Below are 15,782 nucleotides of genomic sequence, written 5' to 3' on the forward strand. Positions count from 1 at the left end.
ACTAGCTCTCACCACCTGATTATTGACAGCGTGGCGCAGACTGGTAACTTTTAGCTTACAGCCTTTAGTAATTAACTCAAAAACAGTGTAACGACTCGGTTGCGGGGTCGTTACACTGTTTTTGAAATTTAGAAAGACTTTAGTCGTTCCCTTGATCCAAATCATACAACCGTTTAAACCGAGGCGCGGTCGCATAAAGTTCCTGCGGTGTCCCCGCCATATCGAACTGCCCAGCTTCCAGGAAACGAACTTGATCGACATAATTAATTCCGGCCAAATGATGGGTGACCCACAAGATTGTTTTATCCTGCAAGACTCGGAAAACAGTTGCCAACAAATGCGCTTCCGTAATCGGATCCAAACTGACCGTTGGTTCATCCAAGATAATGATTGGCGCGTCTTGCAGCAAGATACGAGCCAACGCAATCCGTTGACGTTCACCACCAGAGAAACGCGCGCCACCTTCTTCGACAACCGTGTCATAACCGGCCGGCAAACTTTCAATCAGTGGCGCTAACTCGACCGATTTCAAGGCCGCTTTAACTTGTTCATCCGTCGCGTCTGGATTTCCCATCCGGACATTATTCATAATCGACGTATTGAATAAGTACGGCTGTTGGTCGAGCACACCGAATAACTTGGCGCGTTCATTTTGTAGACGGCTAATCGGCACATCATTTAACTGAATACTGCCATTGGTTGGTTGTAAATCGCCCAAAATTAATTTAAGCAACGTACTCTTCCCGGTACCCGATGGCCCTAATAGAGCTAGTTTTTCGCCCGCAGTCAAACTCAAATTCAAATGTTTAAAGATTTGACGATTGCCGGCCGTGTATTGGAAATCCAAATCTGCAACCTGCAAACTGCTAAAAGGCTCCGTCAAACTCGTCTGATCAGTTTCATCCGTCGGCGTCGTATCCAACGCGTTGACCCGCCGAATTGAGCGCTGATAACTTGGCCATTCACTGACCCCTTGACTCACAGATTGGAACGCATCCACTAATGGAAAGACCGATAAAACGAATGCCGCAATCCAATTCGAGCTGGCCTTGTCGGTCGTCCAATAAAAGCTACTCCAAATTAATAATGCCAGACAAATCACTCCAAATAACAATTGAATTGTAAAGTCGCGCCACCACTGGAAACGGTGATCCGCACGCCGGATGGTCGCAATTTGGTCAATTGGCGCCGTTTGTCGATCGTTGAAATCAGCTTGACGACCAGAGATCAACCAGTCGCCTAAGCCCATCACAGCATCCGTTAACTGTGTATAAAACGTCTGTTGAATCTTACGGCTCTGTGTTTCACGCGCGCCATTTAGCAATACCGACCACAATGGCATGACAATCACAATCAATCCAAGCATTAGTAACATCAATAACCCGAACCACCAACTGAAGAAGCCCAGTGCAATCACAATAACCAGATACATCAGCCAGGCAATCACTGTTGGAAAAACGGTCCGCAGATAGAGATTTTCAATGTGGTCGATGTCATCCGCTAAAATACTGAGGACATCACCGGTTTGAAAGTTCTGGCGAATCGCTACAGCGTGCTTCGCAACTGCTTGATAGAGCTTTTTTCGGAAATCTGAAACGATACGCAGCACCCAATTGTGACTTGTGATTCGTTCTGCATAGCGAAAAGCAGGACGACCAATCCCAAAGGCACGGGTTAGCACAATCGGGACATAAATCATCAAAATATTATATGGATGGCGAGCCGCCTTACTGATCAGATAACCGGAGTTAAACATCAGTGCCGACCCACAGAAAAACGTCATTAGTCCCAGAAAGAGTGTTAATGTTAATAGTTTTTTATACTTACGCAGATAAGGCATTACCCAAGTATCATGCTTAAAAGTTTCAAAAAAGGCTTTCATCAGATCGCACCTACCATTTCATCACGTAATCGAACATACGCGCCGTTGTGCGCTACCAGTTCAGCTGGCGTGCCTTGTTCGACAATTTTACCGTGATCCAGCACTAACACATAATCCATTTGATTGATCCAATGTAACCGATGAGTCGCAAAAAAGACCAAGTGATTTTCAAAAACGGGTAAAATCGTCTGCTTTAATTCAGCTTCGGTTTCAATGTCTAGATGGGCTGTGGGTTCATCAAACAAGAGAATCTTCCGTGAGTTATCCAAGAATGCTCGGGCTAATGCAATTCGTTGGGCTTGTCCGCCACTGACCCCACGGGCACCTTCACCAATTTGCGTGTTTAAGCCATCTGGTAGTGTCTTGATCCAATCAGTCAAACCAGCCTTGGCTGCCGCCTGTCCAATCGCACTCACGCCAGCATCTGGCTGATAAAAGGCAATATTTTCCGCCAGTGTCGCATGGAATAAATATGGACTTTGAGGAATATAGAAGAAACTCTGTTGCCAAGCGGTCTGATTCAGATGACTGACCGCTTGCCCATTCACTTCAATCGTGCCATGTTCAGGCATTGGTGATAAAAAGCCCCCCAGCAAGTTGATCAAGGTCGATTTACCTGAGCCAGACGCCCCGATAATCCCGATTCGCTGATAACCATGCGCGGTTAAATTCAGTTGCTTTAAAGCCGGTTGTTCGTCATCATAACTAAAATCGACCTGACTTAAGCTCAAACGGCTGCCAGCTTGCCAATCCAATGGTTCTGTACCTAATTGATCACGATGAGTCGGTACCGGCAGCGCTAACATCTTTTGCACATCCGCAAACGCATTTTTACCATTCAACGTCGCATGGTAGTCACTCGCAAACGTCCGTAATGGCAAAAAGTAATCTGGTGACAACACCAAGATGACCAACGCTGGCAACAACGTAATCGTGCCATTGATTAAACCAAAGCCTAAGAAGACTGCCACTACGGCAATCGATAGTGTTGTGAAGAAGTCCAAGGCAAATGTGGATAACATCGCAACTTTAATAACCGCCATCGTTTGCTTACGATAACCCTCGCTCACTTGATAAACATTTGAAGCATACTGTTTGCTGAGCCCCAATTGCTTCAGAGTTGGCAGTCCCCGTAACGTATCGACAAAATGATTCGACATCCGTTGGTACCCGACATATTGCTTGTCGGCTTTCGCTTGCGCTGCGTAACCAAGAATAATCATAAAAACAATAATTAATGGAAAGATAGCTAACAAGAATAACGCTTCACGCCAACGTAGCCACGCAATATAGATTAAAATCACCCACGGAATGATCATCATATCGATCACCTTGATGACCACCAGCATTAAGTAAGTCTGCACCTTATCAATGCCTTCTAACGCGGTGGTCACGACATTACCCGTCCCGGTCTTGGCAACGTAACTTGGTCCTAACCGATATAATTTTTGCATCACCTGACGACGCATGTCACCACTGGTTTTCTCAACAATGGGATACATCAATCGGTTTTTAAAGACAACTAACAATTGACGAGCTGTCCAAGCAATTGCAAAGATTAGCATTGGTTGGACGATCGTTGCCAACGTCTTAAGTTGCCAAAGCCCGACAATCGCTAGGGATAGAAATTGAGCCTGGATAATAATACAAATTCCCTCAACCACGGCCAACAAGGCTAAAATCACTGTTAACCGCCGCATTCCGGGAAGTTTAAATAGCGCCGGATCAAACATCTCCGTCACCCCCGCTTAAAATATTAAAAGGCCGTGACTTGGCACTCGGCCAAGTCACGACCCTGTTCGTGCAATTTAATTGTACCACCGCTTTAATGATTTGGTGGGTAAAACTCACTAGGAAGCTAAACGCTTGTAGAAAACCCAATAACTCCAAATGAAGTAAACCAACATAATTGGTAAGACACTCAAAGCAATCACAGTCATCAAGTGTAACGTGTATGGTGAGTTCGAAGCATCCTTAATTAAAATGCTGTTAACTGAATTGTTAGCGACCATGACCCGTGGGAACAAACCGTTAAATAACAGCACAACGACATCAATCAAAGATAACCCACTGCTGATAAATGATAACCATTCATGATTACCATAAACACCCCAAGTGGCTAAACAAGTCAAGACAACTAATACCACCACCAAAATCAAAGTTGAAATTGGTTTCTTCGTAAAGAAGTCAGTATTGAAGTACAAGAGAATGGCAAAGACCACTTCACCAGCAAACAATACCCAATATAATGGTTTAGCCCATTGTAAGGCCCGGGCACGCAATGTCCCGGTCGTCTTTAGGCGAATAAAGTTTAACCCATGCAAGTAGCAGAGCAAAGTAACTGCAACCCCACCAACAATCGAGAATAGGTTGACGTAGTCAGTGAAGTGCGCGGTCATGTCGCCATGCGCATTGATTGGCATCCCTTTGACCATCGCGGTGAACATCATCCCAAATAGGAAGGCTGCCAAGAAACTCCCAATCGCAGCTGCCCATTCCCAAAAGTTTCGACCGGCATCACTTTCCATCCGGCTTCGGAATTCAAACGAAACGCCCCGCATAATCAAGGCAACCAAGATCAAAAGTAAAATCAGATAAAAACCGGAGAATAAGCTCGCATACCACATTGGGAACGAAGCGAACATCGCCCCACCAGCAGTAATTAACCAAACTTCATTGGCATCCCAATGTGGACCAATGGTGTGAATCACAACATCTCGTTCAGCACGTGTCTGGGCCAAACTCTTAATCGTCATCCCAACCCCGAAGTCAAATCCTTCCAGGAAGAAGAAACCACTAAATAAAACGCCAACTAGCACAAACCATAATAGTTGTAAGTTACTCATGACTGAGCGCCCCCTTACCATAAGGATCATATGGTGCGTCATCAGCGGCTTTCAACAAGTCATCTGGACCATGATGCAAAGCCCGTCGTGATAAGACAATCATGACAACGCCAAGACCACTGAAGACACAGAAGTAAACAATGTTGGAAATTAATAAGGACGCCACGCTGACATTTGGTGAAACCGCATCAGCAATCGTTAACAACCCATAGACAACCCATGGATAACGACCTAATTCAGTAATCAACCAGCCAGTTGTATTGGCAGCAAATGGTAAGAACGTGCAAATGCCAAGGACCCATAAGAACCAACGTTGACGCATAATCAAATCTGAACTGGCGCGATTAAAGATCAACCCGACAATCGCAATTAAGGCGAATAACCCACCAGAAATCGTCATTACCCGGAAACTCCAGAACAAAGTCTTGGTTGGCACATAGTAGTTCATGTTCTTACCAAACTTCTTATCATATTTCGCGTGGAATTCCTTATTGATCGTATTCTGACCTTTAACATTCCCAGATAGTTTGTGATAACTCAAGATATCCAAGACATATGGCACTTCAACAGACCAATTGGTTTTATGATTCTTGGTATCCATACCAGAAATAATGGACCAAGCGGCTGGCGAACCAGAGTCTTTGTATAAGCCTTCGGTTGCCGCAAACTTCATCGGTTGTTCTTTAATGATATAACGCGTTTGCAAATCACCGACAGCAACAACGCCTAAAGTTGCAACCAGGCCAATAATCAAACTGACTTTGAGTGACTTACGGAAGAAGGTCACATTCTTCTTCCTGAGTAGTGAAAAGGCCGCCATCCCAGCAACCACAAATGATCCAGTCACAAAGGCACCGAATAACACGTGTGGTAATTCGACCCAGAGCTGCGGGTTCTTGATAACTGCGCTAAAGCTGGTCATTTGTGCACGGCCAGTTTTAGCATTGATCATAAACCCGACTGGATTTTGCATGAAACTGTTTGCCGCTAAAATCCACATCGCTGAGATCATAGTCCCAATCGATGTTAACCAAATAAATGCACAATGGATTTTGGCATTGAAACGATCCCAACCAAACATCCAAAGCCCAATAAACGTGGATTCCATGAAGAACGCAACTAACGCTTCAATCGCTAGTGGCGCCCCGAAAATGTCACCCATAAAACGTGAATAATCAGACCAGTTCATCCCAAATTGGAATTCTTGAATAATCCCCGTCACAACCCCGACGGCGAAGCTAAGTAAGAAAATCCGTCCCCAGAATTGCGCCATATGTTTGTAAAGCACATCTTTCTTTACAACATAAATTGTTTCCATAATTGCAACAACTAATGCTAACCCAATTGATAATGGCACGAAGAAGAAATGAAACACCGTTGTCATCGCAAATTGGAACCGCGCTAAGGATAAAATACTTAATCCGAGATTCATAAAGGTCCCCCCTTTTTATTAAACTAGTTGGTTCACCTGCGTAAGCGGAACCAATCGATTCACCCCTATCATATCAACTGATAAGTGAAAATTCAATCAATCTCAACTTTTATTCGAAAATTAGTCAAATACGCTAATTTTCAAACCCGCGTTGGTCCTGTTATTCAGTTTGTTAGTTGACAATCATTTTTGCCCAGATTGCTGCTAACAGTGGGATAACGGTAGATTGAACAATTTTACACAAAAACGATATGAGCCAAATTCAATCAAATAGCGGTATATCAGTCTTTTTGTAACTATTTTTCACAATTAATCGTTTTAACTATGAACAACTTACCGGGTTCATTGAAAACCGCCTTATTTGTCGGTGAATCCTTGCGTAAATTGAACTAAACGCATTTTCACATGGTATATTCATAATGTCGAATAGAATAAATTATTAAGAGGAGTAAGTATATGAATCAAACAACTTCGGGGATTCCCACCACAACACATTTCAAGATGTTTAAGCCTGGCAGACGTTGGGTCTACGCCGGCATCACTGTCGCTGGGCTTGGAAGTGGCTTAATGTTGACCACAAATGCCATGGCGGCAACCAATGCCTTACCAACGCCCACAACCGTCTCAGAAACCGTTCAACCTACCACGGCAGCGCCGACGACACCAACTGAAACGGTCGAAGCACCGGCTACTCAACCAACAACCACAACGGCAAATATGCCTACCACAGTCCCATCAGTTGTGACACCACCAGTCGAAGAGACACAACCGACGACAGTGACTAACGATGATGTCAAACCAACCACGCCGGCTGTGCCTGCTGAACCAGCTGCGAACACAACTGTCAACGATGGCACGCAACCAACTACGACGCTAACTGAGAAAGTTCAACCAACAACTGCCCCGGCAGTGCAGGCTAGTTCAGTGGTTGCTAACGAACATGGTCCCGTCTACACCACCGATGACACGACATTAGATAACCATGGCACCATCACGGTAACCAAGAACGGCCCTTACAGCGTGACTTGGAAGAGTGTTGACACCACAACTAAAACCGTCACTAAGACAGTCACCTTAGATGTAAGCGATATCGTGGCAGCCGTGAAAGATCTTGGGGCAACTGCAGAGAACAGTAGCAAATTCCCCGCTGTCAAAGCCAAATTAGACGAAATGATCAGCAACTTAAAAGAGTTGCCAACCGACATTGCCAGTTCACTGGTTGCCAAGGCACTGTATCAGGTTGCCTTTACCGGTTCTGGGTCGCAAGCCCTCTCTAAGTTCCGTACACTGCTTGATCCTAGCCGTTACGCGGTTTCAGACTTTTGGACTGGTTTGGACCCAGTAGCATACGCTGCTGACCGTGCTGCTTCTGAGACCTATTATCCCGAAGCGGTCACTTGGTATAAAAATGTTAATAAAGAAACTTGGGAACTACCAGAATACAACAACCCAACTCAGCTCGTTCGGGCCACTTATATCCAAAATGGTGATTCAACTAAGACCGTGGTCATCGGACAAGGCTGGACTGAAGAACCCGATTGGATCGGCTATGTTTCTAAAATTTGGTATGACTTGGGCTACAACGTCTTAATGCCAAGTCAACGTGGTCAATTTTTAAGTGACGGCAACGACATCACTTTTGGCTATCAAGATAAATATGACTGGCTCAACTGGGTTAAAATGGTTGACGCTCGGAACGGTGCTGATAGTGAAGTTGTCTTCTATGGTCAATCTCTAGGAGCCGATACCGTTATCGAAGCTGCATCCGTTCCTGGCCTATCTAAATCTGTTAAGGCGGTTATTTCTGATGCCGGTTATGCAACGATGCCAGGTTTGGGCAGTAGCCTTTACCAAAATGCCATCGGCGCAATCTCTGCTAAGTTACAATCGTTTGGTTTACCAGCCATTACTAGCTTGCCATTCCTGTCTTACGATAAAATTGTAGCCGACATTGATGCTGAATTACAGCAAAAGCAAGGCTTCTCATTGGCTGATATTTCTGGGACCACCGCAGCAAGCAAGGTCACGGTACCATTGATGTTAATTCACACCGAAGATGACAACTTTATTCCTTATACAAATTCATTAGAATTGGCAGCCGCAAATAATTCTAAAATTAAGGACGTTTGGATTCTCCCTGGACAAGTTGGTGGTCATGCCATGGCCAATGGGGCGATCTTACAATACACCGACCATCTGAAATCATTTTTAGCTGAAGCACTTGGTGTTCCCGAAACACCAGTTGTCTTACCGGTAGTTGAAGATGACAACGACATTGATGGGGGTATTGCTCCTACCGATGTGGATACCGGTGAAGTCGTCACGAACGACAACACCGCAGCGACGACCAGTGATTCTGAAACAACAACCAAAGAAGCTAACATTGACACAGACAATCACAACAATGCCCAGACGGTTGTCACCGATGATAACCTCAACTCAGACCAAGCCGGTGGTACTACTTCTGAAGCAGCCGCAACGGCTAGCAAAAAAGCCACAATCAAGGCAGCTTTAGCTCAAGTTGATCAAAAATTAGTTGCCAATGATCATAGTGGTTCCGCAGTTACTGCCAGTCTATTACATGACACGACTCAGGCGGTTACCGTCGCACCTGTTCACGCCACGATCAAAGCATTGGTTAATAATAATACCAATACCACAGTTAAAACGCAGACAACTGCTACTACAGCAACTGTCTTACCGCAAACCGATGATCAAGCGCACAACGGTCTCGTTGCCCTAGGCGCCAGCATCATGACCATGACTACTGGACTCTTCCTCGGACTACGCCGTCGTTTTGCTAAAATCTTTGGTTAAACCAGACTTGTTAGGTCAGTTGACATTCCGTTAATCCGTGCTATATTTAATGGCATTAACCAGAGAAGAGGCCAACGCATGGAAATCGGCACAAAAGTGGCTTTCAAGCTTGAAGGGCAAGACTTTACAGGCGAGATTGCCAAAGCCTACGTCAATTCATATTTAATTACATTTGAAAGTACTGATCCAGAAATTGTGGATAAGTACCACAACAAAGTCATCATTAGTCAAAAGCAAGTTAAAGCAATTGACTAATAAAAATGGATTCGGGGAAATAATCCTCGAATCCATTTTTTATTGACAGCTTTATTTAACTCACTGCTTATGCCCACGATACCGTAACAACGGGCCACCAATCAGTGGCACTAAAATTCCGGCTAGAATCGCTTCTGGTACCCCATTTGTTCCGATAATTCCTAGCAAATACGGCATCAGTTTGCTCAAATCAACCTGATAAAATCCGGCAGCAGCATGGCGATACAACGTGCCAATCAATCCAAGAACTAATAACGTGTTTGTCAGCGAGCCCGCTACCCCGGCAAATGTTAAGCTGAGTGCCGGCTTTAGATGCTTCTTAAGTGCGATAAACACCCAACCAGCTACCACCCCAATCAAGATTCTCGGGAGCACTGAAACTAAGGGATTCGTAAATACTAGCGGTGCCAAAGCGCTCGTTGGTGCGATAAATGCACGTAACCAGTCAATTAACCCCCAGGCACCACCGACTATCGCACCATCCTTCGGTCCAAGGACCACTGCCGCAATAATCACTGTAATATGAATCGTGGTTAGGCTTAATCCCAGAATTGGAATATAGCCGAAAAACGGGACCACATTTTGAACAATCACAATGGCAATCAAGACTGCCAAAATACTAATATGATACGCATTGGATCGTCGCTGCATTCGTGATTCCTCCCTGAAAGTTCGTCTTAATAATAGACTCAATTATAGCATTGGATGAAAGCTGACACTACTAAAAAACGAGCCGCTATTGGACTCGCTTTGACTGGCGCTATTTGGTCTCTTCTTCCCGCAATTGTTCACGAATGCGAGAATGGTGATAACTATAAACGAAATAAATAATAATCCCAATCGTAATCCAAATACCAAACATCTGCCAAGTGAAAACTTGTAGATTGATCATCAGGTACAGACAGGCTAAGAATGAAACGACTGGTAATACTGGATAGAATGGCACTTTAAATGAACTATTGATCTGTTGGAGGGTTTCATGCTTCCGCAAGAAAACGACCCCAATCGAAACCATTGCAAATGCAAATAACGTCCCAATGTTCACCAATTCAGCAATTTTATCCAATGGGATTACCGCCGCGAAGATACTAGCAATAATGCCAAAGATCCAAGTACTTTTCACTGGCACTTTAGTCTTGGGGCTTAAAGTCCGAAATGCTTTCGGTAACAAACCGTCCCGACTAATCGCAAATAACAGCCGGGTCCCACCATAGAGCATGACAATCAAAACAGTCGTCATCCCAACAACTGCACCTAACGAGACAATTCCGGCTGCCCAGTTTTGATGAATGACAGCTAAGGCATACGCCACCGGATCGCCAACGTTTAATTTCGTATAATGTACCACGCCGACCAACACGGCTGCCATGGCAACGTATAGAATTGAAGCCACGATCAACGAACCGATAATCCCAATTGGCATATCACGCTTGGGATTCTTAACTTCTTCTGAAGCCGTCGAAACTGCGTCGAATCCAATATAAGCATAAAAGGCTAATGACGCCCCTTTGACCAGGCCATGGACCCCATGCGGCATGAATGGATGGAAATTAGCAGGCTTGACAAAGAAGATTGCTACGCCAATAAATAAGACGATCACCATGATCTTTACCACAACCATAATTGAATTGACCCGTGTTGATTCTTGGACGCCACCAACTAACAGTAACGAGATGGCTAAGACCACGATAAACGCAATCAAATTAAAGCCGGCATGTGGTGATCCCGCAGTCCCAGCCGCCGCTGATAAGAATTCCGGCAACTTAATGCCAAAACCACTGAGTAGGTTTTGAAAGTAAGCAGACCAACTAACCGCTACCGAAGAGACGGCAAATAGATATTCTGAAATTAAGGACCAACCTAAAATCCACGCTAAGAACTCACCAAAAACCGTATAGACGTATGTATAGGCACTCCCTGCTAATGGAATCGTTGAGGCAAATTCAGCGTAACATAATGCCGCCAACGAACAGACGGCCGCAGCAATCACGAATGACAGCATCGCAGCCGGACCAGCATATTTCGCCGCAATAATCCCAGGCGTGATAAAGATCCCGGAGCCAACAATCGCCCCAACCCCCATCATGGTTAGGCTAAAGGCATCAAGCGACTTTGCCAAACCACTCTTATTAAAATTTGCGGGATTCACTGGCTTTTTCACCAATAACCGCTGTGACGCTTTCATCAAATGAGTGCCTCCTAATTAAACTCTTATTAATGCAACGTTGTTAATTTTATTGATTTTATCGACATTAGTCAAGTAAATCCGATTATTTTTTCAAATAATCGGCAATGAAAACGTGTTATTATGCGATTTATCATCATTTAGCCATTTTAACTAAATCACCGTTGCACACCCAAAACATGATAAACAAAAAAGAACTCAGCCAAAATGGCGAGTTCTTTTTTAATAAGGCTTTAATCCTAGATAAATTGAATCAATGACATCAAGATTGGTACCACGATGATGAACAAGACGGTACTGGTCGTGACCACATTTGTCGCGTATTCCACATCACCATGCGCTTCATTCGCCAAGATTGGCAAAACAGCGAGCATTGGCGTTGCCGATTGAACGATCAAGGTTTGCGAAGCCATAGTTGGGAAGCTAGCGCCAACATTACCAGCAACCATGATTACCGCAATCATCACGATTGGTGACAAGACGAAGCGACCAATCAAGGCAACAATCGTATCACGGTCAAATTTGATACTGCCCAAACCAGCATCCGCTAATACGATCCCGATATAGATCAAGGAAAGCGGTGTAACCAAGTTACCAACGTAAGTTAACGTTGAGTTAATGAAGGAAACCTTCAAGATTGGAATATTCAATAACAAGAAGACTAAGGCAACAATGAACCCAACTAGTGGCATTGGGATAACTTTCTTCCAGTCAATCTTATTGTGTGTCTTTTCCTTAGGCTTCGTTGGATCATCGTTCGAAATCAAGAAGACCCCAAACGCCCAAGTCGAAACAGTGTTCACAATATAATAAACTAAGAAGTAAGTCATACTCTTTTCGCCGAACAATGCGATGTTCAAAGGTAACCCGATGAAAATCGTATTCGCGTTGACGACCGCGTTAATAAAGATTCCTTTACGACCGGGACGAATCTTCATAATCTTGACCAAGGCAAACGCAATCAAGTAACCGATAATAACGGCGATGAAGGCATAAGCAAGATAGCCAGAGAATGAGCCTAATTGTCCACGAGTCAACCGACTCAAGACGGACACAAAGATTGATGCTGGCAAAGCAATATTCTTAATAAATTTTGAGATATTCCCCGCAAAACTATCTGCGAACCAGCCGGTACGACGTAAGATAAATCCAAGTACCATGATCAAGACGACCACGAGCACACTTTGGATTGAATTCCATAAAACAGCCATAAGTTTTCAGTCCTACTTTCAACATTTTTTTAATTAATCAAATCGTCTCTCTTAGGCGACCACTAATTACTTATATTCAGGAACCCACTTCATGTCAGCAACGGCTTGCTTGGCACTTGTGATTGGTTCTTTGTTAAGCTTTTGGTCGATGACACTTTGCGCAACGACTTCAGCTAATTTTTGTGAAAATTCCGTAATCTTCGCGACAGGAGGCAATACGGCTGCCCCAGGCTTTGAAGTATCAACGATTCCACCTAAAGCATGGCAAGCTGCTGATAAGGTTTCACTGTTTAAAACTTTGGCAGTTGAGGCAATCAAGCCAAAACCAAGTCCAGGGTACATTAGAGCGTTGTTACCTTGCCCGATTTGATAAGTGACACCGTTGTATTCAACATCATCAGCAGGAATACCAGTAGCAACTAAGGCCCGGCCATCCGTCCACTTAATCAAGTCTTCCGCTTTAGCTTCCGCTAATTTGGTTGGGTTTGATAATGGGAAGATAATTGGCCGCTCAGTATGTGCAGCCATTTCCTTAATAATGCTTTCCGTGAAGGTTCCAGGTTGGGTTGACGTCCCAATCATAACGGTTGGATGAACAGCTTTAACAACAGCTTCCAAGTTTGTTAACTCATCCGCATTGCTAAATTCGCTACGTGAACGCGTAAATTCTTTTTGAGCTGGTGTTAAGTCATCAGTATCGTCAAAGAGCAAGCCTTGCTTGTCGACCGCATAGAAGTGTTGTTTAGCTTCCGCTTCGGTCAAACCAGCTTGCATGAGTTCGTCCATGATTTGGTTAGCAATTCCCATGCCGGCAGTCCCAGCACCGAATGATAAGATCTTTTGATCCTTGATACTTTCCTTAGAAATGTTCAAAGCACCTAAGATCCCTGCTAAAACAACCATCCCAGTTCCTTGGATATCATCGTTAAACGTGGCGATATCATCCTTGTACTTGTCCAAGATGACTTGAGCGTTTGAACGACCAAAGTCTTCCCAATGTAAGAGTGATTCTGGGAACAACTTTTGTTCTGCTTTAACAAACTTGTCGATGACGTCGTAGTACTGATCGCCATAAACCCGTTTGTGACGATTACCAAGATACATTGGATCATCCAATAACTTTTGGTTGTTCGTCCCAGCATCAATGCTGACAGGTAATACTTGTGAAGGGTCGATCCCGGCAGCAGCCGTGTAGACCATTAATTTACCAACGGCGATATCAACCCCGTTGACACCCCAGTCACCCATGCCTAAGATACCTTCCGCATCAGTCACAACGACTAAGCGAATATCACGGCCTTCAGCGGCGTTTTTCAACGTTGCTTCAACGTCTTCAGGTGCATCAACTGACACAAACGCAGCATTTTGTGGGTCTAAGAATAATTGATTGTATTGTTCGATTGAATCAGCAACCACTGGATCATAAACGATTGGCATGAATTCAACGACATGTTCATCCATCAAATGGTAGAACAAAGTCCGATTTTCATTGAACAAGTTCATCAAGAAAATTCGCTTTTCCAAACGAGTTGCTTTGCTTTGGAATTGGCCATAAGCTTGAGTCGTTTGTTCTTCAATCGTTTGAACGGCACTTGGTAATGTCCCGGTTAAACCTAATTCTTGACGTTCAGCTTTCGTAAACGCCGTCCCTTTATTTAAAAATGGGTTATTTAAAATTGTATCTGCAGTTTGAGTCATCTTTATAATTCCTCCATTTTTTTAATAAGTTAGATGACCAATCAATGGTCATTAATCATGTGCGGTTAAACAAGCTTTATTAATTTACAAACAACAGTTTAGCGCCGGGTAAAACATATAGTCAAATCTATGCTATGATATAAATAATATTTATAAGGTAGCTAAAAATGCCCGTTTCAAAGGAGTTAAAATGAACACAAAAGACTTAGACTATTTTCATCAATTAATTTTACAAAAAAACTTTTCAAAAGTTGCAACTTTTTTTAATGTCAGTCAACCAACGATTACGACGGCCCTCAAACGCTTAGAGACTGAATTCAACACGAAGTTGATCATCCGTGACCGCGTTCACAACGAGCTGACACCGACCGCCAGTGGCGAGCAATTGGCAGAACACGCCGTCATCGTTTTGCGTCAGTTAAATATCGCTCATCAAGAAATCCATAATTTAACTCAGCAACAAATCGTCTTGGGATTACCGCCGATTATTGAAAATCATTATTTCCCTCAAATTGCCACGAAACTTTCAGCCGCTGGCATGTTGGCCAATATTCAGACTATTGAAGGTGGTTCGATTGCCTTGCGTGAAGCCGTCCGGAACGGCCGTGTAGATATGGCACTTCTCGGTTCCGTCGAGCCCCTCTCCTATCAAACTCTTTTGGCTGAAGAATTTGACCGGCAACCCTTTAGTATCTTTGTTTCGCGCGATCATCCATTAGCCAATCGGAAACGACTTTACTTTAGTGAACTTCGCCACGAAGATTTTGTTTTCTTCAATAGTAACTTTGTGCATAACACGGCCTTCAATAAGCTCACCCGCCGCAATCATTTTCGGCCCAATGTCGTCTTTCGATCTAACGACACCCATGTTTTAATGAAATTGATTGCTGAAAACGTTGGTGTTGGCTTTTTAACGACCGTCGTTGACCATTACAACGATAACGTCGTCCGCCTGGAACTACTCGATGATGAGCAACCAGAATTCATCACGAGTATTGTTTATCGCACGTCACACATTTTAACGCCACCACAATTACGGCTATTAGAAATTCTACACAGCGCCCTTGAGTCAGATTAAACTAACCGCTGTGTTATAGTTAAGACATTTAGTAGGAGGAATTTATTTTGGACAATGACACCTTAAAAACATATCTAACCGAAAATTCACAAGTCGTCAGCATTTTCATGGAAAAGTGTACTGACTATTTAAATAAGCAAAATATGGACCGGTTACCTGCCCGCCGTTTCAACGACGCGGAAATTGACCGTCAAGCTGACAAGATGCTGGATAAAGTGATCGAAAATATTCGCGGCAAGATTGCGCCTCATACCCGCGAGCAAACGCCCAAAGCTTGGGCGGCCTTTCTCAGCGAGAATGATGTCTTAGACGATCTAGAGTTGTCCATGACCGAACTCTCATTTGAACAAGAAGACTAATCGTTGATCAATATTAAAA

General features: G+C 43.9%; 12 protein-coding genes. 4 read left to right on the forward strand and 8 right to left on the reverse strand.

All coding sequences use genetic code 11. The features are described 5' to 3' along the window. Window positions 1-139: 139 nt before the first annotated feature. From cydC to FFM64_RS00250, 4 genes are all read right to left on the reverse strand, one after another. Window positions 140-1,882 (reverse strand): thiol reductant ABC exporter subunit CydC, encoded by a 1,743-nt coding sequence (cydC, locus tag FFM64_RS00235; RefSeq protein WP_137606006.1) that lies wholly within the window; start codon window positions 1,880-1,882, stop codon window positions 140-142. Continuing rightward, entirely contained in the window at window positions 1,882-3,615 is a 1,734-nt protein-coding gene (cydD, locus tag FFM64_RS00240) for a thiol reductant ABC exporter subunit CydD (RefSeq protein WP_137606367.1), read from the reverse strand. The genes cydC and cydD overlap by 1 nt, the downstream gene beginning before the upstream one ends. Before the next feature lie 117 nt (window positions 3,616-3,732). Next, window positions 3,733-4,728, reverse strand: coding sequence for a cytochrome d ubiquinol oxidase subunit II (gene cydB, locus FFM64_RS00245; RefSeq protein WP_137606007.1), 996 nt, complete (start codon window positions 4,726-4,728; stop codon window positions 3,733-3,735). Next, window positions 4,721-6,160 (reverse strand): cytochrome ubiquinol oxidase subunit I, encoded by a 1,440-nt coding sequence (locus FFM64_RS00250; protein ID WP_137606008.1) that lies wholly within the window; start codon window positions 6,158-6,160, stop codon window positions 4,721-4,723. The genes cydB and FFM64_RS00250 overlap by 8 nt, the downstream gene beginning before the upstream one ends. A 456-nt stretch (window positions 6,161-6,616) precedes the next feature. On the opposite strand from FFM64_RS00250, the gene FFM64_RS00255 reads away from it, so the two are divergent. Both FFM64_RS00255 and FFM64_RS00260 read left to right on the forward strand, forming a co-directional pair. After that, the gene (locus FFM64_RS00255) at window positions 6,617-8,977 is read left to right on the forward strand and encodes a KxYKxGKxW signal peptide domain-containing protein (protein ID WP_137606009.1); all 2,361 of its coding nucleotides are present in this window, start codon (window positions 6,617-6,619) and stop codon (window positions 8,975-8,977) included. A gap of 78 nt (window positions 8,978-9,055) precedes the next feature. Beyond that, a complete protein-coding gene (locus tag FFM64_RS00260) occupies window positions 9,056-9,232 on the forward strand; it encodes a hypothetical protein (protein ID WP_137606010.1) in 177 nt (58 codons plus the stop codon). 60 nt (window positions 9,233-9,292) lie between these two features. Here FFM64_RS00260 and FFM64_RS00265 read toward each other — a convergent pair whose 3' ends face one another. From FFM64_RS00265 to FFM64_RS00280, 4 genes are all read right to left on the reverse strand, one after another. Further along, the gene (locus tag FFM64_RS00265) at window positions 9,293-9,883 is read right to left on the reverse strand and encodes an ECF transporter S component (protein ID WP_137606011.1); all 591 of its coding nucleotides are present in this window, start codon (window positions 9,881-9,883) and stop codon (window positions 9,293-9,295) included. 109 nt (window positions 9,884-9,992) lie between these two features. After that, window positions 9,993-11,417: an amino acid permease gene (locus FFM64_RS00270; RefSeq protein WP_137606012.1), complete on the reverse strand. Its 1,425-nt coding sequence runs from the start codon at window positions 11,415-11,417 to the stop codon at window positions 9,993-9,995. Between the two features lie 239 nt (window positions 11,418-11,656). Further along, window positions 11,657-12,628: an AEC family transporter gene (locus tag FFM64_RS00275; RefSeq protein ID WP_137606013.1), complete on the reverse strand. Its 972-nt coding sequence runs from the start codon at window positions 12,626-12,628 to the stop codon at window positions 11,657-11,659. Between the two features lie 66 nt (window positions 12,629-12,694). Then, complete coding sequence (locus FFM64_RS00280) at window positions 12,695-14,326, reverse strand: malolactic enzyme (protein WP_137606014.1); 1,632 nt, start codon at window positions 14,324-14,326, stop codon at window positions 12,695-12,697. A gap of 190 nt (window positions 14,327-14,516) precedes the next feature. On the opposite strand from FFM64_RS00280, the gene FFM64_RS00285 reads away from it, so the two are divergent. Next, window positions 14,517-15,404, forward strand: a complete 888-nt coding sequence (locus FFM64_RS00285; RefSeq protein WP_137606015.1) for a LysR substrate-binding domain-containing protein — start codon at window positions 14,517-14,519, stop codon at window positions 15,402-15,404. A gap of 47 nt (window positions 15,405-15,451) precedes the next feature. Continuing rightward, window positions 15,452-15,763 carry a hypothetical protein gene (locus FFM64_RS00290; RefSeq protein ID WP_137606016.1) on the forward strand — a complete coding sequence of 104 codons (312 nt, stop codon included), beginning with the start codon at window positions 15,452-15,454 and terminating at the stop codon, window positions 15,761-15,763. Window positions 15,764-15,782: the final 19 nt, after the last annotated feature.

Origin of the sequence: Lactiplantibacillus daoliensis (assembly GCF_005405005.1) — a bacterium.
Taxonomy (GTDB): domain Bacteria; phylum Bacillota; class Bacilli; order Lactobacillales; family Lactobacillaceae; genus Lactiplantibacillus; species Lactiplantibacillus daoliensis.

What these genes read in the sequence shown, in the direction of transcription:
- cydC (WP_137606006.1), bottom strand. Translation starts at nt 1,882, where the DNA reads ATGAAAGCCTTTTTTGAAACTTTTAAGCATGATACTTGGGTAATGCCT.
- cydD (WP_137606367.1), bottom strand. Translation starts at nt 3,615, where the DNA reads ATGTTTGATCCGGCGCTATTTAAACTTCCCGGAATGCGGCGGTTAACA.
- cydB (WP_137606007.1), bottom strand. Translation starts at nt 4,728, where the DNA reads ATGAGTAACTTACAACTATTATGGTTTGTGCTAGTTGGCGTTTTATTT.
- FFM64_RS00250 (WP_137606008.1), bottom strand. Translation starts at nt 6,160, where the DNA reads ATGAATCTCGGATTAAGTATTTTATCCTTAGCGCGGTTCCAATTTGCG.
- FFM64_RS00255 (WP_137606009.1), top strand. Translation starts at nt 6,617, where the DNA reads ATGAATCAAACAACTTCGGGGATTCCCACCACAACACATTTCAAGATG.
- FFM64_RS00260 (WP_137606010.1), top strand. Translation starts at nt 9,056, where the DNA reads ATGGAAATCGGCACAAAAGTGGCTTTCAAGCTTGAAGGGCAAGACTTT.
- FFM64_RS00265 (WP_137606011.1), bottom strand. Translation starts at nt 9,883, where the DNA reads ATGCAGCGACGATCCAATGCGTATCATATTAGTATTTTGGCAGTCTTG.
- FFM64_RS00270 (WP_137606012.1), bottom strand. Translation starts at nt 11,417, where the DNA reads ATGAAAGCGTCACAGCGGTTATTGGTGAAAAAGCCAGTGAATCCCGCA.
- FFM64_RS00275 (WP_137606013.1), bottom strand. Translation starts at nt 12,628, where the DNA reads ATGGCTGTTTTATGGAATTCAATCCAAAGTGTGCTCGTGGTCGTCTTG.
- FFM64_RS00280 (WP_137606014.1), bottom strand. Translation starts at nt 14,326, where the DNA reads ATGACTCAAACTGCAGATACAATTTTAAATAACCCATTTTTAAATAAA.
- FFM64_RS00285 (WP_137606015.1), top strand. Translation starts at nt 14,517, where the DNA reads ATGAACACAAAAGACTTAGACTATTTTCATCAATTAATTTTACAAAAA.